This is a genomic window from Chromobacterium violaceum ATCC 12472, from assembly GCF_000007705.1.
In the GTDB taxonomy this organism is placed as follows: domain Bacteria; phylum Pseudomonadota; class Gammaproteobacteria; order Burkholderiales; family Chromobacteriaceae; genus Chromobacterium; species Chromobacterium violaceum.
On record NC_005085.1, the window covers coordinates 606,693 to 632,441 of the forward strand.

The 25,749-nt window shown below is 64.4% G+C and carries 28 protein-coding genes and 1 pseudogene; 15 read left to right on the top strand and 14 right to left on the bottom strand.

The annotated features are described in order from the left end of the window. Positions 1–8 precede the first annotated feature (8 nt). Together CV_RS24015 and ampD are read left to right on the top strand one after the other, a co-directional pair. Positions 9–299, top strand: a pseudogene (locus CV_RS24015) (GNAT family N-acetyltransferase); the annotation flags it as partial. Between the two features lie 54 nt (positions 300–353). Then, positions 354–899: a 1,6-anhydro-N-acetylmuramyl-L-alanine amidase AmpD gene (ampD, locus tag CV_RS24020; protein WP_011134121.1), complete on the top strand. Its 546-nt coding sequence runs from the start codon at positions 354–356 to the stop codon at positions 897–899. A gap of 4 nt (positions 900–903) precedes the next feature. Here ampD and CV_RS02780 read toward each other — a convergent pair whose 3' ends face one another. Genes CV_RS02780 through CV_RS02795 form a run of 4 tightly spaced genes read right to left on the bottom strand, consistent with a single transcriptional unit; the run spans position 904 to position 3,948 of the window. After that, the gene (locus CV_RS02780) at positions 904–1,359 is read right to left on the bottom strand and encodes a hypothetical protein (RefSeq protein ID WP_011134122.1); all 456 of its coding nucleotides are present in this window, start codon (positions 1,357–1,359) and stop codon (positions 904–906) included. After that, entirely contained in the window at positions 1,356–2,684 is a 1,329-nt protein-coding gene (locus CV_RS02785; RefSeq protein WP_011134123.1) for a chorismate-binding protein, read from the bottom strand. Before CV_RS02785 ends, CV_RS02780 begins: the two co-directional genes overlap by 4 nt. Beyond that, a complete protein-coding gene (locus CV_RS02790; protein WP_011134124.1) occupies positions 2,681–3,424 on the bottom strand; it encodes a queuosine precursor transporter in 744 nt (247 codons plus the stop codon). Before CV_RS02790 ends, CV_RS02785 begins: the two co-directional genes overlap by 4 nt. Then, a complete protein-coding gene (locus CV_RS02795) occupies positions 3,421–3,948 on the bottom strand; it encodes a helix-turn-helix domain-containing protein (RefSeq protein ID WP_011134125.1) in 528 nt (175 codons plus the stop codon). Before CV_RS02795 ends, CV_RS02790 begins: the two co-directional genes overlap by 4 nt. 450 nt (positions 3,949–4,398) lie before the next feature. Between CV_RS02795 and CV_RS02800 the strand changes: the two genes are divergently transcribed. After that, complete coding sequence (locus tag CV_RS02800; RefSeq protein ID WP_131825731.1) at positions 4,399–4,950, top strand: phosphohydrolase; 552 nt, start codon at positions 4,399–4,401, stop codon at positions 4,948–4,950. Between the two features lie 66 nt (positions 4,951–5,016). Here the strand turns inward: CV_RS02800 and kup are convergent, their stop codons facing one another. Further along, the gene (gene kup / locus CV_RS02805; protein WP_011134128.1) at positions 5,017–6,882 is read right to left on the bottom strand and encodes a low affinity potassium transporter Kup; all 1,866 of its coding nucleotides are present in this window, start codon (positions 6,880–6,882) and stop codon (positions 5,017–5,019) included. A gap of 302 nt (positions 6,883–7,184) precedes the next feature. Here kup and CV_RS02810 point away from each other — a divergent pair, with 302 nt between their 5' ends. Genes CV_RS02810 through CV_RS02820 form a run of 3 tightly spaced genes read left to right on the top strand, consistent with a single transcriptional unit; the run spans position 7,185 to position 10,878 of the window. Beyond that, positions 7,185–8,891 (top strand): proline--tRNA ligase, encoded by a 1,707-nt coding sequence (locus CV_RS02810; RefSeq protein ID WP_011134129.1) that lies wholly within the window; start codon positions 7,185–7,187, stop codon positions 8,889–8,891. Continuing rightward, positions 8,891–9,532, top strand: a complete 642-nt coding sequence (locus CV_RS02815; protein ID WP_011134130.1) for a lytic transglycosylase domain-containing protein — start codon at positions 8,891–8,893, stop codon at positions 9,530–9,532. Before CV_RS02810 ends, CV_RS02815 begins: the two co-directional genes overlap by 1 nt. A gap of 41 nt (positions 9,533–9,573) precedes the next feature. Beyond that, positions 9,574–10,878 (top strand): Nramp family divalent metal transporter, encoded by a 1,305-nt coding sequence (locus CV_RS02820; protein WP_011134131.1) that lies wholly within the window; start codon positions 9,574–9,576, stop codon positions 10,876–10,878. Between the two features lie 177 nt (positions 10,879–11,055). Here CV_RS02820 and CV_RS02825 read toward each other — a convergent pair whose 3' ends face one another. Further along, the gene (locus tag CV_RS02825; protein WP_011134132.1) at positions 11,056–11,553 is read right to left on the bottom strand and encodes a MarR family winged helix-turn-helix transcriptional regulator; all 498 of its coding nucleotides are present in this window, start codon (positions 11,551–11,553) and stop codon (positions 11,056–11,058) included. 252 nt (positions 11,554–11,805) lie between these two features. Between CV_RS02825 and guaD the strand changes: the two genes are divergently transcribed. Continuing rightward, entirely contained in the window at positions 11,806–13,122 is a 1,317-nt protein-coding gene (gene guaD, locus CV_RS02830) for a guanine deaminase (RefSeq protein ID WP_011134133.1), read from the top strand. Positions 13,123–13,236: 114 nt separating this feature from the next. Here guaD and CV_RS02835 read toward each other — a convergent pair whose 3' ends face one another. Together CV_RS02835 and CV_RS02840 are read right to left on the bottom strand one after the other, a co-directional pair. Next, positions 13,237–13,659: a carboxymuconolactone decarboxylase family protein gene (locus tag CV_RS02835; protein WP_011134134.1), complete on the bottom strand. Its 423-nt coding sequence runs from the start codon at positions 13,657–13,659 to the stop codon at positions 13,237–13,239. A gap of 4 nt (positions 13,660–13,663) precedes the next feature. Further along, entirely contained in the window at positions 13,664–13,933 is a 270-nt protein-coding gene (locus CV_RS02840; protein WP_011134135.1) for a DUF2798 domain-containing protein, read from the bottom strand. A 98-nt stretch (positions 13,934–14,031) separates the two neighbouring features. On the opposite strand from CV_RS02840, the gene CV_RS02845 reads away from it, so the two are divergent. Continuing rightward, the gene (locus CV_RS02845; protein WP_011134136.1) at positions 14,032–14,925 is read left to right on the top strand and encodes a LysR family transcriptional regulator; all 894 of its coding nucleotides are present in this window, start codon (positions 14,032–14,034) and stop codon (positions 14,923–14,925) included. 18 nt (positions 14,926–14,943) lie between these two features. Here the strand turns inward: CV_RS02845 and CV_RS02850 are convergent, their stop codons facing one another. Genes CV_RS02850 through CV_RS02865 form a run of 4 tightly spaced genes read right to left on the bottom strand, consistent with a single transcriptional unit; the run spans position 14,944 to position 16,790 of the window. Continuing rightward, a complete protein-coding gene (locus CV_RS02850; protein WP_011134137.1) occupies positions 14,944–15,459 on the bottom strand; it encodes an RDD family protein in 516 nt (171 codons plus the stop codon). After that, the gene (locus CV_RS22025; protein ID WP_011134138.1) at positions 15,456–15,854 is read right to left on the bottom strand and encodes a DUF3106 domain-containing protein; all 399 of its coding nucleotides are present in this window, start codon (positions 15,852–15,854) and stop codon (positions 15,456–15,458) included. Before CV_RS22025 ends, CV_RS02850 begins: the two co-directional genes overlap by 4 nt. Beyond that, entirely contained in the window at positions 15,847–16,227 is a 381-nt protein-coding gene (locus CV_RS02860; RefSeq protein WP_011134139.1) for a DUF3619 family protein, read from the bottom strand. Before CV_RS02860 ends, CV_RS22025 begins: the two co-directional genes overlap by 8 nt. Further along, positions 16,224–16,790 (bottom strand): RNA polymerase sigma factor, encoded by a 567-nt coding sequence (locus CV_RS02865; RefSeq protein WP_011134140.1) that lies wholly within the window; start codon positions 16,788–16,790, stop codon positions 16,224–16,226. Before CV_RS02865 ends, CV_RS02860 begins: the two co-directional genes overlap by 4 nt. 193 nt (positions 16,791–16,983) lie before the next feature. Between CV_RS02865 and ilvB the strand changes: the two genes are divergently transcribed. From ilvB to CV_RS02890, 5 genes are all read left to right on the top strand, one after another. Continuing rightward, positions 16,984–18,750: a biosynthetic-type acetolactate synthase large subunit gene (gene ilvB, locus CV_RS02870; protein ID WP_011134141.1), complete on the top strand. Its 1,767-nt coding sequence runs from the start codon at positions 16,984–16,986 to the stop codon at positions 18,748–18,750. Positions 18,751–18,760: 10 nt separating this feature from the next. Next, on the top strand, positions 18,761–19,252 hold the full coding sequence (ilvN, locus tag CV_RS02875; RefSeq protein WP_011134142.1) for an acetolactate synthase small subunit: 492 nt from the start codon (positions 18,761–18,763) through the stop codon (positions 19,250–19,252). Between the two features lie 47 nt (positions 19,253–19,299). Next, positions 19,300–20,316: a ketol-acid reductoisomerase gene (ilvC, locus tag CV_RS02880; protein ID WP_011134143.1), complete on the top strand. Its 1,017-nt coding sequence runs from the start codon at positions 19,300–19,302 to the stop codon at positions 20,314–20,316. A gap of 178 nt (positions 20,317–20,494) precedes the next feature. Then, entirely contained in the window at positions 20,495–20,857 is a 363-nt protein-coding gene (locus CV_RS02885) for a hypothetical protein (RefSeq protein ID WP_011134144.1), read from the top strand. Positions 20,858–20,862: 5 nt separating this feature from the next. After that, on the top strand, positions 20,863–21,177 hold the full coding sequence (locus tag CV_RS02890) for a hypothetical protein (protein WP_011134145.1): 315 nt from the start codon (positions 20,863–20,865) through the stop codon (positions 21,175–21,177). A gap of 123 nt (positions 21,178–21,300) precedes the next feature. Here the strand turns inward: CV_RS02890 and asd are convergent, their stop codons facing one another. Together asd and CV_RS02900 are read right to left on the bottom strand one after the other, a co-directional pair. Next, complete coding sequence (gene asd / locus CV_RS02895) at positions 21,301–22,143, bottom strand: archaetidylserine decarboxylase (RefSeq protein ID WP_011134146.1); 843 nt, start codon at positions 22,141–22,143, stop codon at positions 21,301–21,303. 183 nt (positions 22,144–22,326) lie between these two features. Beyond that, on the bottom strand, positions 22,327–23,277 hold the full coding sequence (locus tag CV_RS02900; RefSeq protein ID WP_043595361.1) for a DUF2860 domain-containing protein: 951 nt from the start codon (positions 23,275–23,277) through the stop codon (positions 22,327–22,329). A gap of 263 nt (positions 23,278–23,540) precedes the next feature. Between CV_RS02900 and CV_RS02905 the strand changes: the two genes are divergently transcribed. Both CV_RS02905 and CV_RS02910 read left to right on the top strand, forming a co-directional pair. After that, positions 23,541–24,197 (top strand): response regulator, encoded by a 657-nt coding sequence (locus tag CV_RS02905; protein WP_011134148.1) that lies wholly within the window; start codon positions 23,541–23,543, stop codon positions 24,195–24,197. Positions 24,198–24,240: 43 nt separating this feature from the next. After that, positions 24,241–25,590, top strand: a complete 1,350-nt coding sequence (locus tag CV_RS02910) for a HAMP domain-containing sensor histidine kinase (protein WP_158303296.1) — start codon at positions 24,241–24,243, stop codon at positions 25,588–25,590. Positions 25,591–25,749 lie beyond the last annotated feature (159 nt).

The window sequence follows — 25,749 nt, forward strand, 5'->3', positions numbered from 1 at the left end:
TGCCGGTGATGTGGCCTGATCTTGCGGCGTTGCGTTCTTGTCGGGACCGGATACTGGCCGCCTTCGAAAGGGATGAGCTGCGCGGCCTGCTGGTGACCTCCCGCCGTTCCGACGGCGGCATGCACATCGAACGCACGGTGGTGGATCCGGCGCATCTGCAGCAGGGCTGGGGCTACCGCTTGCTGAACCGCGCGCTGCAGGGCGAGGACAGCGTCAGCGTGGACACCGCCGAGGTCAACCGGGCGGCGATCGCGCTGTACCACAAGGCCGGCTTCGTGCTGGAGCAGCGCTGGAACACCACCGACGGCCTGGCCTTGTGGCGGCTGGTTTATCGTCCGGCCGCGCCGCCGGCTTTGACCCTTGGCGCCGACGGCTGGGTGCAGGGCGCGCGGCAGCTGCCGTCGCCCAACTGCGACGAGCGCAGCCCAGGCTGCGCGCCGGAGCTGCTGGTGATCCATAACATCAGCCTGCCGCCTTACCGTTACGGCGGCGCGGGCGTAGAGCAGCTGTTTTCCAACCAGCTGGACCCCGATGAGCACCCCTATTACAAGGGGATACAGCAATTGCGGGTGTCGTCGCACTTCTTCATCCGCCGCGATGGCCAGTTGCTGCAGTTCGTGCCGGTGGGCAAACGCGCCTGGCACGCCGGGGTGTCCAACTGGCGGGGGCGCGAGAAGTGCAATGATTTTTCCATCGGCGTGGAGATGGAGGGCTGCGACTTCGAGCCGTTTAGCGAGGCGCAGTACCGGACGCTGGCGGCATTGTCGCGCGAACTGCGCCGCGCGCTGCCCTTGTCCGCGATCGCCGGCCACGAGCACATCGCGCCGGGGCGCAAGACCGATCCCGGTCCCTGGTTCGACTGGCGGCGCGCCCAGGCCGACAGCGGCCTGGGCTTCTGAGCGGCTATTTCAGCTTCAGGTAGGGGCGGGGATGATCGCCGAAGGACAGTTCTTCGCCCGGCAGCGCGAACAGCGCGTAGCTGAAGCCCAGGTAGAACGCCGCCTCGTCGCTGAGCCGCGAGATCGCGTCCAGATTGCCCAGCAGTTCGCGGAACGGCAGGTCGACCCGGGTTTCGCCGCCGGCGACGAAACCGACGCTGCGGTCGAACACCACGTGCTGCGGCCGGAAATCGCCGCAGACGGCGACATCCGAGAAATCGTACTGCGCCAGCAGGGCGGGGCGCCTGCGCGCCACCTTGCCGGCCACCACCCCGGCCAGCAGGATCTCGTCCCGCGGCAGGCCCTGCAGGCATTGCAAGCGGATTACCCGGTCCAGCGGGACGAGATAAGTCTTGGCGGTGTTGACCAGCCGTATCGTGATCGCGTCGGCGTCGATGTCTTCGATGGTGAGGGCGCTCACAATACACCCAGGATCAGCGAAGCCTTGGCTTCCAGTTCGCTCTGCTCCAACTGCGGGCTGGAGCGCGCGCTCAGCGTGCTGCCCACCCGGGTGGTCGCCATGCCGTCCGCCAGCAGCGCGGTGCGGATCATGGTGCCCAGCTCCACCTCGTTGGCGCACAGGTAGCCGAAGGCTCCGGCGTACCAGCGGCGGCTTTCGTGTTCGGCGAGCAGCCGTGCGGCGGCGTCGACGGGCGTGCCGACGACAGTGGCGGGCCACAAGTGGTCGCAGATCGCGTCGGCCAGGGTCTTTCCGGGCTTCAGCCTCGCGCTGACGCTGGCCGAGGTGTGGAACACGTTGGCGAAGCGCTCTACCTCCCGTTCGATGTCGACGCGGATGTCCTCGCAGCTGGCCTCCTTGGCCTGCATGTCGGCGCGCACGCATTCCTCCAGTTCGAATCTGTCCTTGTCGGACGCCAGCAATGTTGCCACCTGCGCTTCGTCTTCCGCCTCGCCGCGGCCGCGCGCGATGGTGCCGCAGATCGGACTGGTGGCAAGCCGGCCGCCGCGCAGGCGCAGGAACATCGCCGGCGAGGAGCCGGCCAGCTGGAAGTCGCCGCCGTCGAAGTACAGGTTGTAGGGGGCGGGATTGCGCGCCAGCAGATCCTGGTGGATCCGGTAGGCGTCGCGCGCGCAGGGGCGTTGGATCGCGAAGCTGGGGTTGACCGAACGCAGCGCGCCGTCCGCGATGCGCCGGGAGGCGATGGCGTACATCCGCTCGTAGGGCAGGCCGCGGCCGGCGGCGAAGTCGTCGGCGCCCAGCATCGGACCCAGCGCCAGCGGCCAGCTTTCGCCGCCCGCGTCGGCCGGGTCCAGCAGGCAGTCTACGGCTTCGCCATCGACGATCAGCCGCTCGGGCACATGGAATACGCCCAGCAGGCCGGCGTTGAGTCCCAGCTTGGCGTGGAGCAGTTCATAGCAGAAGAAGCCGTACAGGCCGAAGCGCGGGTCCGCGTCGAAGCGGGCCGGCAAATCCAGCAGCTGTTGCAGCCGCTCGGCCAGCGGCGCGTCGGGATCCAGCGGGAGCCGGAACGCGCCGGGCGCGGCGGGGTCGGGGCTCAGGCCCAGCAGCGGCGCCAGCGTCTCGGCGATGCGGACGCCGTTGCGGCTGCGCGGCAGCAGCGCGATGCGGTCGGCGAAGAACAGCGCGCTGAGCGCGGCGCGTTCGACTGCGCGCTCATGCAGCGCGTACTTGCCGCTGTAATCGTAATTGCAGCGCAGCGCGAACAGCGGCGTTTGGCGGCCATCGGCCGGCGCGGGGACGGAGTGCAGTCGGATCTTATTCATACTTGCAGATAGCGTGAGGAGAATTTGACCTTGCGGCCGCCGGGCGCGCCCTCGCTCCAGGCCTGGTAGCGGTACAGCAGCAGCACGATGTATTGCGAGATCCAGGACAGGATCACGGTGGACGAGAACTTGAACATCAGGCTGAAGGCGAAGATCTTCAGGATGGTGGCGAAGGGAAACACGCCGTAGAAGGCGATCATGAAGCAGATGGCGGTATAGACCACTTCGCCGATTACCGACGAGAAAATGTCGCGGATGAAATACAGCCGGCTGGACCACAGGCTCTTCAGATACAGCAGGAAGCGGGTATTGAGCTGGCTGCCGATCAGGCAACCGATCGCGAACGAGATCGAGCCCCGCACGATGTGCTCGCTGATCAGCACGTAGCTCTGGTTCAGCGCCTCGCAGTGGCCGCGTTCGGCCAGGGGCAGCAGGCCGCAGTCGCGCTGCGACTGGCTGAGCGCGGTGAAGGACACCGCGAACAGGATCTCGGCCAGGCAGGTGGCGAACAGGATCTGGTTGGAGCGTTTCTTGCCGTATACCTCGGCGATGGGATTGAGCAGCATCAGGATGATGGGCATGGTGAAGGTGCCCAGGCTGGCCTCGGTGCCGAACACCTGAATGACTTTATACGAGGTCAGGTTGGATGCGATCGCCGCGACCAGGATCAGAAAGGACAGCACCACGATGGGATCGATGAAGGCCAGCGCGCGGCCTGCCAGATTCTTGAATGATTTCATGCGTTTTTCCGGAAAAGAATGCCGGCGACCGCGCCGATGGCGGAGCGGCCGCTGTCTTCCAGGCTCAGCGCGCCATGGTCGGGGTAGACCAGGCGGCCGCGCCGGGGATGGGCGGTTTGCAGCACCACCACCGCGCGGCGCGGGAACAGGCGCTGGCGGAACAGCGACTGGTCGACGGCCAGCGCGGAGTCGTCCAGCGACGGCTCCAGCAGGATGAACTCGTCCCAGACCGGCTGGCGGCCTTCGCTGAGCGCGTCCAGCTGGTCGAGGCCGGTGATCACCGGCGCCATCCTGGGCGTTTCGCCGCCGCCCAGATTGATGCCCAGCGCATGGCCTATCGCGTGGGCGTTGCTGAAAGTCAGCTCCCTGTCCTCGAACAGGCCGCGGTGCAGCGTGGACTGCTTGATGCCGGTGATGCGGGCCAATTCGCTGATCGACAGTTTCCTGTCCCGTATCCTGCGCAGCGCGTTGAGCTTGAATTCATGCAATACCGAGTGGGGCTTGAGGAGATTCTTTGCCTGCATTTAGGGTTCTTTTATTGGTTCTTATTTAAATATTTTACGGTTTGACATGCGTATCCAAGAGAGAATGTCGGGCAGTGTTCAATGTTTTTTTCTGGAAAAAGGCCAGGCTGCTGTGCTAGATTTGAGTTCTTATGATCTATGTCATATGCGGATGGTTAGTTGTTGTTTTGAAAGAAATAAATCCGGATAGTCTTGAAGGTGGCTTTCAGGGTTTTTCCGGATTGGTTTCTCATGATTATTTTTGTGAAATGTCTAATTTAAAATTGTCTGGATATTTACGTTTGCCCAGATTGGTTTTTTTGATTTTATGCTTTTGAATTTGTTTTGATCAACGACGGCGTCAAAATAATTGCGGCACGCAGGGGCGACAGGGATGAAATCAGTGACGGCAGAATGGTTGCGCGGCGGTGTCGGGCCCCGCGGGAGGGAAGGCAGATGAGGAGCGCATTCGTGCAAACGGCATCGGGACGCTACCTGGATGTGCAAGATCCGCAGCCGGACGATATCGACATTGCCGATATCGCCCATCACCTGGCGCATCTTTGCCGCTTCGGCGGCGCCTGCCGCCAGTATTACAGCGAAGCGGAGCATGCGGTCAGAATGGCGGAAATCCTGCCGCCGCGGCTGAAGCTGGCGGGCTTGCTGTACGGCGCGGCCAAGGCCTATGCCGGCGAGGCGGTGCGACCGGGCGGACAGGCCGGTCCCGCGCCGCAACACAGGCTGACGGCGGCGGTGGAGGCGCGCTTCGGCCTGCACCTGTCGGGCGACGACAGGGCCGAGCTGGCGATGGCCGACGCCCGCTTATTGGCGACCGAGCGGCGCGACCTGATGCCGCCCGACAATATCGAGTGGCCGATCCTGACCGGCGTGCAGCCGCTGGCGGAGCGGATCTGGCCGATGACCATCGCCCAGGCGCTGGCCAGCTTCTGCGCGGTGTACGAGCAATGTCGGGCCTGGTCATCGTCGGCGCAGATACGGCTGCGGCAGCCTTCGGTGCGCTGAGTTCGGGGAGTGCGAAAAAAAGCGCGCCGTTTGGCGCGCTTTTGCTTTTGGCCGCAGAGCCGGCGCTTACAGTTCGACCTGGGCGCCCAATTCCACCACGCGGTTGGTCGGCACCTGGAAGAAGTCGGTCGCGCGCAGCGCGTTCTTGCTCATCCACAGGAAAATCTTCTGGCGCCAGCGCGCCATGCCGGGATGGCCGGTGGAGACGATGGTCTCCCGCGACAGGAAGAACGAGGTGTCCATCAGCTCCATTTCGAAGCCTTCCTTCGCGCACTTGTCCAGCACCTCGACCACGTTCGGCTCTTCCTTGAAGCCGTAGCGCGCCATCACGCGCCAGAACGACGCCGACATCTGCACGATCTCCAGCCGCTCGTCCTCCGGCACGTAGGGAATGTCCTCGGTGCGCACCGTCATCAGCACCACCCGCTCGTGCAGCACCTTGTTGTGCTTCAGGTTGTGCAGCAGCGCGTGCGGCACGCCGTGCAGCGTGCTGGTCAGGAACACCGCGGTGCCCTCCACCCGGGCGGGCGGGTAGGCTTCGAGGTTGTGGATGAAATCGTCCAGCGGCAGCGCTTGTTCGCGCAGGCGCTTGAACAGGATGTCGCGGCCCTGTTTCCAGGTGCTCATCAACGTGAAGATGGCCATGCCCATCACCAGCGGCAGCCAGCCGCCATCCGCCACCTTGTGGACGTTGGCGGCGAAGAAGGCGGTGTCGATCACGCCGAACAGCAGGGTGATGCCCAGCGCCAGCGGCAGCGGCCAGCGCCAGTTGACCCGGGCCACCACGAAGAACAGCATGGTGGTGATCAACATGGTGCCGGTGACGGCGATGCCGTAGGCCGCGGCCAGGCTGGATGAATTCTTGAAGGTGAGCACCACCACCAGCACGGCGACCAGCAGCGCCCAGTTGATGAAGGGCATGTAGATCTGGCCGATTTCCTTGTCCGAAGTGTGGTGCACCTCCAGGCGCGGGCAATAGCCGAGCAGGATGGCCTGGCGGGTCAGCGAGTAGGCGCCCGAGATCACCGCCTGCGACGCGATCACCGTGGCCAGGGTCGCCAGCGCGATCATCGGCAGCAGCGCCCAGTCCGGGGCCAGCAGGAAGAAGGGGTTCTTGATCGCGGCCGGATTGCTCATCAGCAGCGCGCCCTGGCCGAAGTAGTTCAGCCCCAGGCCCGGCAGCACCAGGCTGAACCAGGCGCGGCGGATCGGCGTCTTGCCGAAGTGGCCCATGTCGGCGTACAGCGCCTCGGCGCCGGTCAGCGCCAGCACCACCGAGCCCAGCGTCAGGAAAGCGTGGAAACCGTGCTGGCTGAGGAAGGTGACCGCGTGCCAGGGATTCAGCGCCTGCAGCACCGCTGGCTGCTGGATGATCTGGTGCAGGCCGAGGATGCCGAGGATGGCGAACCAGACCATCATCACCGGACCGAACATCAGGCCGACCCTGGCGGTGCCGTGGCGCTGCAGCAGGAACAGCCCCACCAGCACGCCGACCGCCATCGGCAGCACGTAGGCTTCCATGCCGGAGGAGACGACTTCCATGCCTTCGGCGGCGGACAGCACCGACACCGCCGGGGTGATGATGGCGTCGCCGTAGAACAGCGCGGCGCCGAACAGGCCGAGCAGCACGATCTTCCAGCGCGCCGCGTGGGTGGTGTAATGCCGTGCCAGCGCCATCAGCGCCATGATGCCGCCTTCGCCGCGGTTGTCGGCGCGCAGCACGAAAGCCACGTACTTCACCGATACCACGAAGATCAGCGACCAGAAGATCAGCGACAGAATGCCGAAGATGTTGTCGGGCGTGGTGGGGAGGTTCTGGCTGACGAAACACTCGCGCAAGGTGTACAGCGGGCTGGTGCCGATATCGCCGTAGACCACGCCGAGAGCGGCCAGGGTCAGGCCCGCCATCGCCTTTTTGTTGTGATCCTGCATAAGCTTCCATTACGGTTGGACATCGCTGCAGGGAACGCGCAGCGACGGAGGTCCGGATTGTTCATGGCTGGATGCCCTCTCATTGTCGATGACGCGGGCAAAATAAAAAAGCCATAAAGTTCGGCTGCGCGCAGGTTACTCCAGTGCGAGGGGGCCGCCAAGTACAGCGCGGCAGGCTGTGCGCAGGATTGTTGTACTGCAACAACTGGCGAAAACCGCGCGCGCGGCCGGGCGGCGCTTGGCCGGGGGGCGGGGACGACGCTACAATCGTCTCTATTTAGCCGAATTTCCAAGGACGCATCATGCGCGCATCGCAGTTTTTCATTTCCACGCTGAAGGAAGCCCCCGCCGACGCCGACATCACCAGCCAGAAGCTGATGATCCGCGCCGGCTTCATCCGCAAGCAGGCCGCCGGCATCTATTCCTGGATGCCGATGGGCCTGCGCGTGGTGCGCAAGGTAGAGACCATCATCCGCGAGGAAATGAACCGCGCCGGCGGCATCGAGGTGAGCCTGCCGGTGGTGCAGCCGGCCGAGTTGTGGCAGGAAACCGGCCGCTGGGACGCGATGGGCGCCGAGCTGCTGCGCTTCAAGGATCGCCACGAGCGCGACTTCGCGCTGCAGCCGACCGCCGAGGAGGTGATCACCGACATCGCCCGCCGCGAGCTGCGCAGCTACCGCGCGTTGCCGAAGAACTTCTACCAGATCCAGACCAAGTTCCGCGACGAGCGCCGTCCGCGCTTCGGCGTGATGCGCGGACGCGAGTTCACGATGAAGGACGCGTACTCGTTCGACCGCAGCGCCGAGGACGCCGGCAAGAGCTACGACAATATGTACGCCGCCTACCGCCGCATCTTCGACCGCCTGGGCCTGACCTACCGCGCGGTGGCGGCCGACACCGGCGCCATCGGCGGCGATCGCTCGCATGAATTCCAGGTGATCGCCGACACCGGCGAGGACGCCATCGTCTACTGTCCGACGTCGGAGTACGCGGCCAACATCGAGCTGGCCGAAGCCGTGGCCCCGGCCGGCGAGCGGCCCGCCGCGTCCGCCGCGCTGGCCAAGGTGCACACGCCCAAGGTCAAGACCATCGCCGAACTGGTGGATTTCCTGAAGATAGACATCAAGCAGACCGTCAAGGCGGTGGTGGTGGAAGGCGAACAGGACGAAGCCGTGCTGATGCTGGTGCGCGGCGACCACGAGCTGAACGAGGTGAAGGCGCAGAAAGTGGCCGGCATCAAGAACCCGCTGGCCTTCGCCAGCCCGGCCGCCATCCGCGACGCCTTCGGCGCCAACCCCGGCTCGCTGGGCCCGGTGGGCTTCAAGGGCCGCGTGATCGCCGACCGCACCGTCGCCAAGATGGCCGATTTCGTCATCGGCGCCAACGAGGACGACCAGCACTACACCGGCGCCAATTTCGGCCGCGACTGCGCCGAGCCGGAGGTGTTCGACATCCGCAACGTGGTGGAAGGCGACCCGTCGCCTGACGGCCAGGGCGCGCTGGCGATCCAGCGCGGCATCGAGGTCGGCCACGTGTTCTACCTGGGCACCAAGTATTCGGCCGCGATGAACGCCACCTTCCTGGACGAGGACGGCAAGCCCAAGCCGTTCGAGATGGGCTGCTACGGCATCGGCGTCACCCGCATCCTGGGCGCGGCCATCGAGCAGAACTACGACGACAAGGGCATGATCTGGCCGGACTCCATCGCCCCGTTCGCGGTGGTGGTGTGCCCGGTGGGCTACGACCGCTCCGAAGCGGTGAAGGAAGCCGCCGACAAGCTGTACGCCGATCTGCAGGCCCGCGGCGTGGACGTGATGCTGGACGACCGCGGCGAGCGCCCGGGCGCGATGTTCGCCGACTGGGAGCTGATCGGCGCGCCGCATCGCGTCACCATCGGCGACCGCGGCCTGAAGGAGGGCAAGGTCGAGTACCAGCACCGCCGCGACAGCGAGGCCACCGCCGTCGCCGCCGATGCTATTCTGGAGCATGTCCTCTCCAAGCTGGCCTGATGAAGACGAGCCTCCTCCTCCCGCTGTGGTTGTGCCTGGCGCTGGCGCATGCGCCGGCATGGGCCGGCGCGCAGAAGGAGGAGGCGCTGTCGGCCAATGTCGCGACGGCGATGAGCCGTTCGATTTCCGACGTCAACGCGCCCAGGCTGGTGTTCGATGATCCGCGGCTGGGCCAGGCCTGGCTGGCGGAGATGTCGTCGCGCTTGCAAAAGAAGATTCCCGACGCCTGGACGCGCGAGCGCCTGCTCACCGCCATCCAGTACGAGTCCACCCGCGCCGGGCTGGACCCGCAGCTGGTGCTGGGCCTGATCCAGGTGGAAAGCGGCTTCAACAAGTACGCGATCTCCGGCGTCGGCGCCCGCGGCCTGATGCAGGTGATGCCGTTCTGGCCGCGCCACATCGGCACGCCGCGGCATAATCTGTTCGACCTCAGCACCAATCTGCGCTACGGCTGCACTATCCTGCGCCACTATCTCGACATCGAGCGCGGCGACCTGTACCGCGCGCTGGGCCGCTACAACGGCAGCCTGGGCAAGCCGGAATACCCGAACCTGGTGGTCGGCGCCTGGAAGCGGAACTGGTCCTGGACCGCGCCGCCGTCGCTGCGGCTGGCTGGCGACAATCTTACGCGCGCCCGCTGATCCGCGTTATGCTGCCGGTGGACTGATTCCTCCCGGCCGCCATGTTCTCACTCCCCACCACCGCCACCGCGCCGTTCTGCCCCGCCGAAGTCAACGGCAGCGTGCGCATAGACGCCAGCGCCTCCTTCGGCCAGCGCCTGCGCCGCTTCGCCGGCCCCGGCCTGCTGGTCGCGGTCGGCTACATGGATCCGGGCAACTGGGCGACCGACATCGAGGCCGGCTCGCGCTTCGGCTACCAGCTATTGTGGGTGGTGATGCTGTCCGGGATCGCCGCCATGATGTTGCAGATGCTGGCGGCCCGGCTGGGACTGGTCACCGGCATGGATCTGGCGCAGGCCAGCGCCGCGCGCTACGGCCGTTTCGGACGTGTTTGCCACTGGCTGAGCGCCGAGGTGTCCATCATCGCCTGCGATGTCGCCGAAGTATTGGGCTGCGCGCTGGCGTTCAAGCTGCTGTTCGGCGTGCCGCTGGCATGGGGCGTGGCGCTGACCGCATTCGACACGCTGATCGTGCTGGGGTTGAAGGGACGGGGCTTCCGCCAGCTGGAGGCCATCGTGCTGGGGCTGATCGCCACCATCGCCCTGTGTTTCCTCGCGCAGCTGGCGCTGCTGGACACTCATTGGCCGGCGGTGGCGGCGGGCCTGGCGCCCAGCTTGCCGGCGCAGGGCATGGACAAGGCCATCGTGCTGGCGCTGGGCATCGTCGGCGCCACCATCATGCCGCACAACCTCTACCTGCATTCGTCGGTGGTGCAGACGCGGCGGGTGGAGGGCGGAGAGGGGGCGTTGCGGCAGACGCTGCTGCTGTGCCGGATCGACACCATAGGCTCGCTGTTGCTGGCGATGCTGGTCAACGGCGCCATCCTGGTGCTGGCGGGCAGCGCTTTCCACGCCGCCGGGCATATCGCGGTGGCCGACATCGCCGACGCCCATGAGCTGATCCGCCCGCTGGCCGGCTCGCTGGCGGCGCTGCTGTTCGGCGTCGCGCTGCTGGCGGCCGGGCAGAGCGCCACCTTGACCGGCACCGTCGCCGGCCAGGTGATCATGGATGGCTTCCTGCGCATACGCATCCCCTGCTACCAGCGCCGGCTGATCACCCGCGCGCTGGCCTTGCTGCCGGCCGGGGCCGGCATCGCATGGCAGGGCGAGCAGGCGGTGGGCCCGCTGCTGGTGTGGAGCCAGGTGGCGCTGAGCCTGCAGCTGCCGCTGGCGATGTGGCCGTTGCTGCGCATGACGGGGGACAGGGCGCTGATGGGCGCGGATGCCGCGCCGCGCTGGGCGATTGCCAGCGGCTGGGGATTGTTCTGGCTGATACTGGCCGCCAACTGCGCGCTGCTTTTGGGCTGAGCGGCTGGGACGCGCCCGATGCGGCGTTGCGCCTCCTTGTCGTGCGACGGGCACGGTCTGCGTCGGCGCGCCTTGCCTCGGACGCGTCCCCGTCGCTCAAGGGGAGGAAAAGCTCGATGTGGCCTTGCTGGGCGACGGGCGAAACAAAGGCCGCCTGGGGGCGGCCTGTTTGCCTGCTCAGTCTTCCTGCGCCTGCAGCATCTTCTTCAACAGGCGGGCCAGCGTCTGGCGCTCGTCGGCGTCCAGCATCTCGATCAGCTCGGCCTCGGCGGCCAGGTGGTGGCCGGCGGCGTCTTCGATCACCTGCAGGCCCTTGGCCGTCAGCGTGACGATCACGCCGCGGCGGTCGTCCGGGTCCGGAGAGCGGCTGACCAGGCCGGCTTCCTCCAGCCGGTTGATGCGGTTGGTCAGCGCGCCGGACGAGATCAGCACCATGCCCTGCAACTGGTTGGGCGAAAGCTGGTAGGGCTCGCCGCCGCGGCGCAGCGCCGCCAGCACGTCGAATTCGCCTACATTGAGATTGTGGCGGGCCAGATCCTGAAGGACTCGCCGTGTGATGAAGTATTCCATCCGCACGATGCGGCCGATCACTTGGGTGGCTGAGGTGTCCAGATCGGGGCGGACTTCGTTCCAAAGGGCGACGATGCGGTCAATTTGGTCGGGTGCGTGCTGCATGCTGCGGGTTCCTGGGCAAAGGTAAATGCGGCAAATCCGGTCGGGCGCAAGAGTATCACGACTTCAAAATATACTATCTTCATCTAAAGACAATTGCCGCATATCAGCTCCTGTCCCTTTATCCAGGCCAAGCTTGCTTGCGAGTGTGAACGGGGCTATATTTACATGTAAAGATTCTTTATATGAAGATAAATTCGGACCAATTGTTGCCTGATCCGAGTCGAAGGCCGCCGAGCGCGGCGGGAGCAGAATGTGAAAACAGCGGTACGCGGCGATGCGCTGACCTTCCGGGGCAATCCGTTCCGGGAGGCCGAGCGGGATTGCCTGGTGCACCAGCGCGACGCGCTGGTGGTGATGGAAAACGGACGCATCGCGGCCTGGGGCCCGGCGGCCGAGCTGTTGCCGTCGCTGCGGCCGGACGTCCGGATAGACCACTATCCCGACCACCTGATCCTGCCGGGCTTCATCGACTGCCACGTCCATTATCCGCAGACCGAGATGATGGCCGCCTTCGGCGAGCAGTTGCTGGACTGGCTGAACCATTACACCTTCGTCACTGAGCAGGGCTTCGCCGATGAGGGCCACGCGCGCGAAGTGGCGCAGGTATTCCTCGACGAGCAGCTGCGCAACGGCGTCACCACCGGCTGCGTGTTCGGCACCGTCCATGCCGCGTCGGTGGATGCGCTGTTCGAAGAGGCCGCGTCCCGCGATCTGCGCATCCTGGCCGGCAAGGTGTGCATGGACCGCAACGCGCCGGCCGCCTTGCTGGATACGCCGCTGGCCGCCTACGAGGCCTCGCGCGCGCTGATCGAACGCTGGCACGGCAAGGGGCGCGCCGAGTACGTGATCACGCCGCGCTTCGCGCCGACATCCAGCCACGGCCAGCTGGAGATGCTGGGCGCCCTGGCGGCGGAGTTTCCGGACATCGCCATCCAGTCGCACATTTCCGAAAACCTGGACGAGATCGCCTGGGTCAAGCAGCTGTTCCCCGGCTGCCGCGACTACGCCGGGGTCTATCAGCGCTACGGCCTGCTGCGGCGGCGCGCGATCTACGGCCACGGCATTCATCTATCCGAGGCCGAGCTGGAAATGCTGCACGACAGCGGCGCGTCGCTGGCGCACTGCCCGACCTCCAATTTCTTCCTCGGCTCGGGCAGCCTGGACCTGCGCCGCTGCGTCGAGGGCGGCAAGCCGGTGAGGCTGGGCCTGGGCACCGACCTGGGCGCCGGCACCAGCTTCTCGATGCTGCAGACGATGAACGCCGCCTATATGGCGTCGCAGACCCACGGCAGGCCGTTGACCGCCGCCCAGGCCTTCTACTTGGCCACCCGAGGCGGAGCGGAGGCGCTGGGCATCGAGGACAAGGTGGGCAGCATCGAGGCCGGCATGGAGGCCGACCTGGCGGTGCTGGACCTACGTTCGACGCCGCTGCTGGATTTCCGCATGCGTTATGTCCGAGACCTGTCCGAAGCGCTATTCGTGCAGATGATGCTGGGCGATGACCGCGCGGTGGCGGCCACCTACGCGGCGGGCAAGCGCGCGTACCGCAAGCCCGGACGTTCCGGGTGAGATCCGGCGGGCGCGTTCGCCTGCTGTGGATAACTCCGTTGCATTTCCATCCTTGTGCATAAGTCGTCCGGGCCCCGATTCCGCCCGGACTTTGCCGATTCCGCGCGGCGGCTGTTACTGCCGCATCGCCACCGCCACCCGGGTAAAGGCGTTCATCAGCGCGACGGCCAGCGTCAGGTCGGAGATCTCGGCGTCGCTGAAGTGCTCGCGCAGCGGCTGGTAGAGGCTGTCCGGCGCGCGGGTTTCTCCTATCCGGGTCACCGCTTCGGTCCAGGCGATGGCGGCCGCCTCGCGCGGGCTCAGCGCGTCCGCCGCGTCCCAGCCGGCCAATTGGTCCAGTTTTTCCTGGCTTTCGCCGCGGCGGCGCAGCGCCTGGCTGTGCAGCTTCAGGCAGAAGGCGCAGCCGTTCAGTTGCGCCACGCGCAGATAGGCCAGTTCGATCAGCGGCAGGCCCAGGCCGCTTTCCGCCAGCGCGTTCTTGCAGGCGAGCAATCCCTGATAAGCCTTGGGCGACAGCTGGGTGTAGTCCAGTCTCATGATTTCATCCTTTCTGGTTCAGCGCCGGCTGGCCGGCGGCGGCTTGTGCGCGTCCGCTCAGCAGGCGTTGTGTAAGGCGGTGGATGGGCGGCGCCAGCAGCAGCACCGCGCAGAAGGCGGCGGGCCAGGCGGAGGCGAAGGCGTGCAGCCAGCGGCCGATGAAGTCCGGACGCAGGCCCAGGTTCAGCCAGCAGACCCAGGCGGTCATCAGGAAAGACATCGCCGCCGACATCAGCAGCGAGAACAGCAGGCGTTGTCTCAGGGCGAGGCTCATGATGGCGCTCCGTTCGGTTAACGATGAGCCGAGTCTAGCCAGGAGCGAATTGTGAAAATAGAATCAAAAAATAAATTTCAAATTCCATTTTTGCAATCATGCTGGATGATCTGGATTTATTCGTCGCGATTGTGGACGCCGGCAGCTTGAGCGCGGCGGCCAAACGCATGGCGATGCCGGCGGCGACGCTGACCCGCCGCCTGCAGGCGCTGGAGGCCGAGCTGGGGTGCAAGCTGCTGAACCGCAGCGCGCGCAGGCTGGTGCCGACCAATGAGGGCTGGCAGTACTACGAGCAGTGCAAACCCTTGCTGGCGGCGTTGCGCCAGGCCGCCGACTCGCTGGACGCGACCCTGAACCGGGTGGAGGGCGTGGTGCGGGCGATGGCGCCGGTGAGCATGGCCAACAGCCTGCTGCTGCCGGTGTGGCAGCGCTTGCTGCAGCGCCATCCGGCGGTGCGCTTGGAGCTGGTCTTGAGCAATGGCACCGAGGATGTGTGGGCGATGGGGGGCGACCTGGCGATACGGGTCGGGCCGCAGCCGGACTCGCAGTTGAATCAGCGCAAGCTGGGCCAGGTGAGCGCGGTGCTGGCGGCGGCGCCGTCGTATCTTGAGGCGCGCGGACGGCCGCAGGCGTTCGAGCAGTTGGCCGGGCACGACCTGTTGCTGACCACGCCGCTGCAGAACTGGAAACTGCATCGCGTCGACGGCGATGAGGAGAGAAGTTTGCCGGACGGCGCGCGGCTGCTGGTCAACGACATGCTGCTGGGGGTGAGAATGGCGGAGGCCGGCTGCGGCGTGGTGCTGTGTCCGCTGAGCCAATGCCATCGCGAGCTGGCGGATGGCCGCCTGGAGAGGATATTGCAGGACTGGTGGATTCCGCCGCGTCCGGTGTATGCGGTGTGGCCGCAGCGCCGGGCGATGCCGGCCCGGGTGCGGGCGTTGCTGGACATCTTGCTGGAATTCGCGGCCGAGGAGCCGCTGCTGCGGTCTTGAGGCGCGCCGTCGCCGGCTTTATTTCCGAACCGGCTTGGGCAGCAGTTCCAGCCGGGTGCCGGACAGGCGGTCGTGCAGGTGGCGGCGGTCCTTGTCGTAGTAGCGGGCCAGAAAGGGCACCAGCCACCAGACCAGCGCCAGCCATTTCGCCGCCGGATGGTCGCCGTAGCTGCGCTGCCATCCCAGATAGGAGATCACCGGCAAGCCGACGAACAGCATCGCCGCGACGGCGAAGCGCATCAGCGCCTGCTGCCAGTTGAGCAGCCGGCCGTCGGCGGTCACCAGCCGGATGTGCCAGGTCTTCATCGCCGCGGTCTGGCCGCTGCGGGTCCAGCAATAGCCGAAATAGGCGAACAGCACGCCGGCGGCGGCCAACTGGATCAGGCTGTGCAGCAGCCAGGCGTCTTGGCCCAGCGCCAGCTGCAGCGGAGTGATCGCGGCGCTGGTGATCAGCAGCATGGCGATGATCAGCAGCGATTCGTAGAACAGGCTGGCGAGGCAGCGGGCGAGACTGGGGACGGCGAGTTCGGTCATGGGGCGGAGGCGGCGGGTGGTTTGGCGGTGTGCGAGCGCAACCGGCGCAACGCGAGTTCGCGTTGCCCGGGCGGCAGTTGCTGCAGTTTTTTCCAGTTGGCGCGGATCTCGTCGCGCTGTTGTTCGCTCAGCTCGGTCCAGGCCTTGAGCCGCCGCTGCAGCCGCTGCTGTTCGCCGGGCGTCAGGTCGGCGAAGCGGGGGACGATGGTCAGCAGATCCTGCTTCTTGTCGGGCGCGTAACGGTTCCAGTCGGCCGCCAGCGGCGCCAGCACTTGCTGTTGCTCGCTGTTGAGTTGTTCCCAGCGGGGATCGGCCAGGGGGGAGGCGTGGGCGAGGTTCGGTATCAGCAGACCGGCCAGGCACGCGGCGCTGGCCAGCCATCCGGCCTTATTCATGCAACCCCCGGCTGAAATGCGGCTCCAGCAAGGAATCCAGCGGTAGGTCCTGGGACAGTACCGAGGCGTCCACGGCGTCGGTTTCGGCGATCAGGCCCTCCGCCAGCATCAGGCCGGCGCCGGTGATCACGGCGAAGCCCAGCGCGGCGCTGCCGCGCTTCAGCAGCAGGGTGTGGCGTTGCGCCCAGAGCAGGATCTTTTCCTGCAGGCTGCAGTCTTCGGCGGCGCGTTGTTCGAAGCGGCGCAGCGCGGCGGCGCGCGCCTGTTTCAGGCGGGCCATCTGGCGGGCGCTCGGGTCGGAGTGGGGATTGTCCAGGATGCGGGCGATGTGGACGGGCAAATGCTCTCCCTGCCCGTCGTTGGCGTGTTTCATAGCAATACTCCCTTCTGCGCAAGAATGGCCGCCAGGGTGTGGTTGGCCCGCGAGCAGTGCGTCTTCACGCTGCCCTCGGAGCAACCCATGACCAGAGCGGTTTCGGCAACATCCAGTCCCTCCCAGTAACGCAGCAGGAAGGCCTCGCGTTGACGGGCGGGCAGGAGCTGCAGCGACGCGTCTATCATCTGCGCCACTTCCTTGCGCTGGTACCACTGTTCCGGGTTGGTGTGCGCCTCGTCGGCTGCGACGTCCAGGGTTTCGAGCGGATCGAGGGAGTCGTCCTCGGCGTGGGTGGGAATCAGCGACGACAGCAGGGTGCTGACGAAGCTGCGCACCTTGCTGCGGCGATAATGATCGCGGATGGTGTTTTGCAGGATGCGCTGGAAAATCAGCGGCAGCTCGTGCGCGGGCGCGTGCGCGTAGCGGTCGGCCAGCTTCATCATCGAGTCTTGCACGATGTCGAGCGCATTGTCTTCCTGCCGCACCGCGTACAGCGCCTGCTTGAAGGCGCGCTTCTCCACCGACTCGAGGAAGTCGGCCATTTCCTTGCGGCTTGCCATCTGTGCATTTCAGGTTGATGCCAACCAAAGATGTTAGCAGAGCATGATTCACTAGGCTAGTGGCAGTTTTTCTTCTGAAATAACCGTGGCTTAGCGGCATTTTGCACCTGCACAAAATCACTTGACCATGCTTTGAGCAATACGCTAAGGTCTTTGAGCAAACGGGATGAAATCAACACGAAATAGAGGCGATATGCAGATATCGGGCGCCGAAATTGTAGTCCGCTGCCTGCAGGAAGAGGGGGTCGAATTCGTCTTCGGCTATCCGGGTGGCGCGGTACTGGAAATCTACGATGCCATCTTCCGGCAGGACAAGTTCAAACACGTGCTGGTAAGGCACGAACAGGCGGCGGTCCATGCCGCCGACGCCTATTCGCGCTCCAGCGACAAGGTGGGCGTGGCGCTGGTGACCTCCGGTCCCGGCGCGACCAATGCCGTGACCGGCATCGCCACCGCCTACATGGATTCCATCCCGATGGTGGTGATCTCCGGCCAGGTGCCTTCCCCGGCCATCGGCCTGGACGCGTTCCAGGAAGTGGACATGGTGGGCATCACCCGTCCCTGCGTGAAGCACAACTTCCTGGTCAAGGACGTGAACGAGATCGCCGCGACCATCAAGAAGGCGTTCTACATCGCCAAGAGCGGCCGTCCCGGCCCGGTGGTGGTGGACATCCCCAAGGACGTGACCCAGGCGCGCGCCGAGTTCCGCTATCCGGACAGCGTGCACATCCGCTCCTACGTGCCGGCCACCCGCGGGCACAGCGGACAGATCAAGAAAGCGGTGAACCTGCTGCTTGAGGCCAAGCGTCCTTATATCTACGTCGGCGGCGGCGCCGTGCAGGGCCGCGCCGAAGCCGAGGTGACCGAGCTGGTGCGGTCCTTGAACCTGCCGTGTACCAACACCCTGATGGGCCTGGGCGCCTATCCGGGTTCGGACCGGCAGTTCCTGGGCATGCTGGGCATGCACGGCACCTACGAAGCCAATATGGCGATGCAGTACTGCGACGTGCTGGTGGCGGTGGGCGCGCGTTTCGACGACCGCGTGATCAGCGTGCCCTCGCACTTCCTCGGCCAGGCCAAGAAAATCATCCACATCGACGTGGATCCGTCGTCGATCTCCAAGCGCGTCAAGGCCGACATCCCCATCGTCGGCGACGTCAAGCTGGTGCTGCGCGAGATGCTGGACCAACTGAAGCAGGCCGGCCAGAAGCCGGACGGCTCGGCGCTGAACCAGTGGTGGAAGCAGATCGAGGAATGGCGCGGCCACGACTGTCTGCTGTACGCGCCGTCGGACGAGCTGATCAAGCCGCAGATGGTGGTAGAGACGCTGTACGACATCACCGGCGGCCAGGCCATCGTCACCTCCGACGTCGGCCAGCACCAGATGTGGGCGGCGCAGTACTACAAGTTCGACCGGCCCAAGCAGTGGCTGAATTCCGGCGGCCTCGGCACCATGGGCTTCGGCCTGCCGGCGGCCATCGGCGCGCAGCTGGCCAACCCCAACGCGCAGGTGGCCTGCATCACCGGCGAGGGATCGATCCAGATGAACATCCAGGAACTGTCCACCGCCAAGCAGTATCACACCCCGGTAAAGGTGGTGGCGCTGAACAACCGCTACCTGGGCATGGTGCGCCAGTGGCAGGAGTTCTTCTACGGCACCCGCTACTCCGAGTCCTACATGGACGCGCTGCCGGACTTCGTCAAGATCGCCGAGGCCTACGGCCACATCGGCTTCAAGGTGGAGAATCCGGCCGACGTGGAGCCGGTGCTGCGCGAGGCGTTCAGCGACAAGCTGAAGGAGCGCCTGGTGTTCCTGGATTTCCGCACCGACCAGTCGGAGAACGTGTTCCCGATGATCCAGAACGGCAAGGGCCTGGATCAGATGGACCTGCCGGCGCACATGCGCGCCGTCCAGCAGGTGCCTTTCGAGAACAACCGTGACTACGGCAACATGTGCTAAGGCGGCCGGCATGCGACACATCCTATCCATACTTCTGGAAAACGAGGCGGGCGCGCTGTCGCGCGTCGTCGGGCTGTTTTCGGCCCGCGCCTACAACATCGATTCGCTGACAGTGTCCACCACCGAGGACCCGACATTGTCGCGGATGACCATCGTCACCCACGGTTCCGACGAAGTCATCGAGCAGATCACCAAGCAGCTCAACAAGCTGATCGAGGTGGTCAAGGTGATAGACCTCAACGAATCCGAGCACATCGAACGCGAGATGATGCTGATCAAGGTCCGCGCCGTAGGCAAGGACCGCGAGGAGATGAAGCGCATGGCCGACATCTTCCGCGGACGCATCATCGACGTGACGGAAAAGACTTACACCATCGAGCTGACTGGTACGAGCGACAAGCTCGGCGCCTTTATCGAGGCGGTGGACCGCACAGTGATCCTGGAAACGGTCCGTACCGGCGCATCCGGCATCGGTCGAGGCGAGCGGGTTCTGAAAATCTGAGCAGGGCTTGAGAAGTCCCTTAGCAAACAAATACCAAGGATAAAGCAATGAAAGTTTATTACGACAAGGACGCCGATCTCTCCATCATCAAGGGCAAGAAAGTGGCCATCATCGGCTACGGCTCGCAAGGCCATGCCCATGCGCAGAACCTGAAGGAATCGGGCGTCGACGTCATCGTCGGCCTGCGCAAGGACGGCGCGTCGTGGAAGAAGGCCGAGGCGGCCGGCCACAAGGTCAAGGAAGTGGCCGAGGCGGTGAAAAAGGCCGACGTGGTGATGATTCTGCTGCCGGACGAGTCGCAGCCCGAGGTCTACCACAAGGACATCGCGCCCAATCTGAAGAAGGGCGCGGCGCTGGCCTTCGCCCACGGCTTCAACATCCACTACAACCAGATCGTGCCGCCGGCCGACGTCGACGTGATCATGGTGGCGCCGAAAGGCCCGGGCCACACCGTGCGCTCCGAATACCTGAAGGGCGGCGGCGTGCCGACCCTGATCGCCGTCTACCAGGACAAGACCGGCAAGGCGCGCGACGTGGCGCTGTCCTACGCCGCGGCCAACGGCGGCACCAAGGGCGGCGTGATCGAGACCAACTTCCGCGAGGAAACCGAGACCGATCTGTTCGGCGAGCAGGCCGTGCTGTGCGGCGGCGCCGTCGAACTGGTCAAGGCCGGCTTCGAGACCCTGGTGGAAGCCGGCTACGCGCCGGAAATGGCCTACTTCGAGTGCCTGCACGAGCTGAAGCTGATCGTCGACCTGATGTACGAAGGCGGCATCGCCAACATGAACTACTCGATCTCCAACAACGCCGAGTACGGCGAGTACGTCACCGGCCCGGAAGTGGTGACCGCCGCCACCAAGGAAGCGATGAAGAAGGCGCTGTACCGCATCCAGAGCGGCGAATACGCCAAGATGTTCATCCTGGAAGGCAAGACCAACTACCCGTCCATGACCGCCCGCCGCCGCCTGACCGCCGCCCACCCGATCGAGAAGGTCGGCGCCGAGCTGCGCGCGATGATGCCTTGGATCGCCAAGAACAAGCTGGTGGACCAGTCCAAGAACTGATCGATCAACAGTCTGTTGTGGATGACGAAGCCGGGCGCAAGCCCGGCTTTTTCACGCTAATAACATAAAGGCATAAGGGTAGAAATTATTTTTGTAAGAAATGTTAATTTTCATTAAGATCTTGGGTTCCGAGTAATTGATCTACTGCTGAAAAGCTGTTGAAAACCAAGATAAATTCATGAAGCACAAAATCTGTTTGCCGTTGTGGGTGGGTGTTGTCGCGGCGTTGTCGGCATGCTCTTCTTTCAAAGCCACCATCCTGCCGCAGCAGCAGGGGACCTACACGGCTGTTGCCGCTTCCGGCACCTACAAGGGCGCGATAGAGAACGCGGTCGGCAAGGCCGGCGAAGTTTGCAAGAAGCAGGACAGGAAACTGGTCGTCCTCGACCGCAAGGAAGAGTCCAAGGGCCAGGATGATGGGGAGCTGGTCAAAGTGGCGAAGACCGCCACCGACGTGATGCTCAGGCTTTCCACGCTGGGCATGGTTTCCATCAGCAGCGACGAAGACTACAAGGTCTCGCTGCTGTTCAAATGCGAGTAAGCCGTATGAGCCTGTGTCGGGGACTGGGCCTGGTCTTGCTGCTGTCGCTGGCGGGCTGCGCCAGCCTGGAGCGCGCGCTGGCCCCCGAGGTAGGCATCACTACCCGCCAGCAGGCCGATGGCGGATATGAGATGCGCGCTCAGGGGCAGAACGGCTATATCGCGATCAAGAAGGCGAACCATGCCACGCACAAGCTGTGCATGAACCAGGGCATGAAAGTGGCGGATCTGAACCAGGAAGAGCTGGACAAGCTGTCAGCATCTGAGGCGCAGCCGGGCGCGGTGATCCAGCTTCGCTTTCGTTGCGTCAAGTACGACTGATAGACTGGCGTCGGTTTAGGCGAACGGCTGTCCGGCCTGGGGTAAGCGCCCCGGAGCCGCGACAGCCGTTTTGTCCATCCTTGAGCGGCAGCGCTTGCGCGCCGAGCGGGAAACGCGTCCGGCTCAGGACGCCATCGCCTCGCCCATCCGCACCGGGCTGGCGGCTTGCCACTGCGGATTGAATTTGAGCGGACCAGCCGGGTACAGCAGCACCACGGTGGAGCCGAGCAGGAAGCGGCCCATTTCCTCGCCCTTGGCCAGGCGGATGTCCTGGCCGCGGTAATCCCATTTTTCCACCGCCGGCCGGCGCGGCGGATTGACCACGCCATGCCAGACGGTGGCCATGCTGCCGACGATGGTGGCGCCGACCAGCACCATCACGAAGGGCTGGCTTTGCTCGTCCTCGAACACGCATACCACCCGCTCGTTGCGGGCGAACAGACGGTCCACGCCGCGTGCGGTGGCGGGATTCACCGAGTACAGGTCGCCGGGCACATACGTCATTTCCAGCAGCCTGCCGGCGCAAGGCATGTGGATGCGGTGATAGTCGCGCGGGCTGAGGTAGATGGTGGCGAAGTGGCCGTCGGCGAAGCGGGCGGCGAGATCGGCATCGCCGGCCAATAGCGCGGTGGCGCTGTAATCGCGGCCCTTGGCTTGGAAGATGCGGCCGCTGTCGATGGCGCCGAGCTGGCTGACCGCGCCGTCCACCGGGCAGACGAGGCGAGCGTCGGCCACGGGGCGGACGCCCGGCTTGAGCGCGCGAGTGAAGAAATCATTGAAGGTGGCGTAGGCCGCCGGATCGCTGTCGGCGGCTTCGCCCATGTCCACGTTGTAGCGGGCGATGAAACGGCGGATGGCGGCCGTGGTGATGCCGCCGCCCTTCCAGTCTGCGAAGCGGCCCGCCAGCCGGGTCAGCGCCAGTTTGGGCAGGATATGTTGAGACAGCACGAACAGGCGCTCGGACACGGGCGTTTCCTGATAATGGTAGTGAACCTCGCATTATATCGCAGCTAGCCGGAACCGGCCCGCCGTCTGGCGGCGGGCCAATCCATCCTTGCGCGCCCCTAGCGCTGGCCGCGGGGCCGCCGCCGCCGCGCCACGTCGAATGACGGGTCGCCGGCGCGGCGAAGGAAGCGTGTTTCGGCTTGATCAGAAACGGTAGCCCAAGCCCACGGATATCTCGCGGACATGCGCGTCGAAATAGGCGAGATCGGAACTTGAGCGTCCATAGTTGCCGCTGAGAAAGGCGGACCAAGCCTTGGCGCCGAACAGGTTTTTCCGGGTCAGGCCCAGGCTGAGCAAGGCCTCGCGGCTATCCGCCTTCTGGCTGGCGAACAGCGGGTTGCCCGCTTGATAGCGGGTGCTGGCGGCTGCGAGGGAAGCGTTTCCTTCCCAGTCCACGCCCTTGTAGGCGTAAGCCAGCTGCATGCCGTAACGCTTAGTGCTCATGGCCTTGCCATCCAGATCGCTGCGCGCATAAATCAGACCGGGCGTCAGCGTGTGCTCGCCTGCTCCATCCAGTTTCCAGGCGTAGCCCAGTTGCGCGCCATAGTTGTTGCCGTTGCGTTTGAGCAGGGCTTGATTGGCAAGGGACGCGCCTTGCGCCTGCCCGCTTTGCTCATTGTCCAGCTTTTGGCGAGAGTAGTTGATGCTGACGCGGAACGGTGTTTCCAGAATCTCGGACCAGCCCAGCATCAGGCCGACGTTTTTGAGCTTGCCGTCTTGGCGGACGCGATTCAGCGCATAGGGGTCAAGCCAGACTTCGCTTTCGCCATAGGTTAGCGCCGCGGCGAACGTGCCGGCTTGCGGCAGTTGCTGTCGGACGCCGAGTTGCAGGCCGCCGCCGGCGGCGAAAGTACTGGTATTCGTGGGAGATATGAATAGTTGGGTGCCTGTGTTCGCCAGGGTATAGCTGAACTCGCCGTCGATAAGAGGCGCGGTTCCGGATTGCGATGCGGGCGATTGCGTCAGGCTGTTGGCGATGGGATGGCCATCATTGGGCGCTTTGAGAAAGTTGCTGGCCAGCTGGTAGTGGCTGACGCCTAGCTGAAGGTGGCCGGAAAAACCGTTTTGTTCGTTTTCCGCCGCGGCAGCCAGCATGGGTGCGCTCAACAATATTAATAGGGCATAATGTTTCATTGAATCATTCTCTTGATGTCATCAGAAAGGCGCGGCGGTTGGGCAGCGTGTCCATTTCGTTGGTTTGAGATGGCTGGATTGCTCGCTTGCCCCTGCAATGTCATTGTAATTTTTGTCTGTGCCAGCAAATGAAATGGCAAGACACAACCATCCTGTCCGCGTGGCCCTAGTATGAGGGGGGCAACCTTTAGCTAAGCCAAAGATTTCACTGGCGAGAACGACATATGCATTTATTGATCATTGAGGATGATTTGGATCTGGGTCGGGCCTTGCAGGCCGCGCTGAAGGCTGAGGCGGCGACGACCGAGTGGGCGCGCAAGCTGGCGGATGCCGATGCCTTGTTCGAGCCGGACCGTTTCGATTGCGTGTTGCTGGATTTGAGCCTGCCAGACGGCAGCGGCTTGGAATTATTGCGCGCCTGGCGCGCCAGGCAAATCACCGTGCCGGTGATCATGATCACGGCCAGCGCCGATTTGAGCGACAAATTGGCGGGGCTGGACGATGGCGCCGATGATTATCTGTGCAAGCCATTCGCGGTGTCGGAAATGGTGTCGCGGGTGCGGGCGGTGTGCCGCCGCAGCGCGCGGCAGGCTAGCGAAATATGGAGTCTGGGCGCGCTCAGCCTCAAACCCAGCGCGCATCTGGCTTGGCTGGATGGTTCGGCGCTGGACTTGTCGCCGCGTGAGTTCCGCTTGCTAGTGGAACTGGCGCGCGATCCCAGCCGCATCGTGTCGAAAACTTTGTTGGGCCAGCGCCTGGAGCCGCTGGGCGATGTCGTGGATGGCGCGACCATAGAAGTGCATCTGTCGAATCTGCGGCGCAAGATAGGCGCCGAACGCATCCGCACCGTGCGCGGCGTGGGTTATCAATATGTGGTTTAAGCGGCTGGCGGACGGTTTGGCGCCGTCGCTGACGAGGCGAGTCTTGCTGGCGTTGTTGCTGGCTTTCGCCTTGATCTGGCTGGTGCTGGTCGGGCGGGAATACCAGGAGTCAAGGTCATCGGAATCCCGCCGCCAAGTTTTGTGGAGAGTGGCCGATCTGATTTCCGTGGCGCTGTCGCCTGGCCGAATGGAGCGCAATCGACAGGCCTTGGAGACGGCGGATCGCTTGTTCAACGCATCGCGGCGCATCAATGTGGCTTCCAAGGTCGAGGTCGATTACCCGGGCGATTTGTTGATTTCCGCGCGCACGCGGCAAGGCGAGCGGATCTACGCTTCGCCGGGCGTCCCAACCATCGCGTTGCCAGCCCGCGATTTGAATAAGGGCGTGGTGCAGCTGCGAGGAAAAGCGTATCGGGTGGCGGAGCGTCTCTATCCTGCTGGATATTTGACGGTGTTCGAGCCGGTGATTCCAGACGAGGAAGTGCTGCCTTTTCTCACGAAGCAATATATCGCGCCCCTGGCTATCTCTTTTTCCTTAGTCCTGCTGCCGCTGTGGCTCGCCATTTCGCGCGGCTTGCTGCCGCTGAGGCGCTTGGCCGATTATCTGAACCGTCGCGCCTCCGATGATTTTTCTCCTTTGTCCATGCGCTTGCCTTACCGGGAGTTGAAGCCGATTGTTCAGGCGCTGGACCAGCTGCTAAGGCGCAGCCGCGACAGCATCGCCCGCGAACGCGCCATCGTGCAGGATGCCGCGCATGAGATGTGTACGCCGTTGGCGGTGATTTCCACGCAGGCGCATGCTTTGGTCCGCGAGGCGGATGCCGAAGCCAGGCAGCAAAACCTGGCCGCTTTGGAGCAGGCTTTGGCCCGCCATTCGCATTTGGTGCAGCAGCTGTTGCGGCTGGCGGCGCTGGAGAGGGGTGAGGGCGAGCGTCCGCAGATGGTGGATCTGGTCGAGGTGGCGCGCAATGCCTTGATCGGTCTGTCGCCACGGGCGGAGGCGAAGGGCATGGAGCTGGAACTGGACTCCCCTGACGGCTTGCCGGTTAACTTGGCCCAGATTTCCTTTCTTTCCATTCTGGACAATTTGCTGTCCAACGCGGTGGCGTATGGACGCGCAGGTGGGCGCATTCGCGTGCGTCTAGCCGTTATTGGCGAGCGAGTCGAGCTGGAGGTGGCGGATGATGGGCCGGGCATCGCGCTTGAGGACAGGCCGCATTTATTCGAACGCTTCTATCGCGGCAAGGCAGTGTCCGCGCCGGGTTCAGGTTTGGGGCTGGCTATTGTCTGGCAAGCCGCGCATGCTCAGGGCGGCCGCGTGCAATTGAAAGAGGGCTTGGAGGGGCGAGGCGTCGCTTTTTGTGTCAGTTTGCCCTTGTCGAGGCCGGTTTAGCGGCGGACTCAAGCTTGTCCAAGCGCCAGAAGGCGCTTTTCTTTTGCATAAAATTATACAATTTGTCTAAAAAATAATGTTGGACATGTCTTGTGACGAATTTGACACACAGATTTCCTATCTGATTTGACCTTATGTCACACGTTTGAGTAGTCTGAT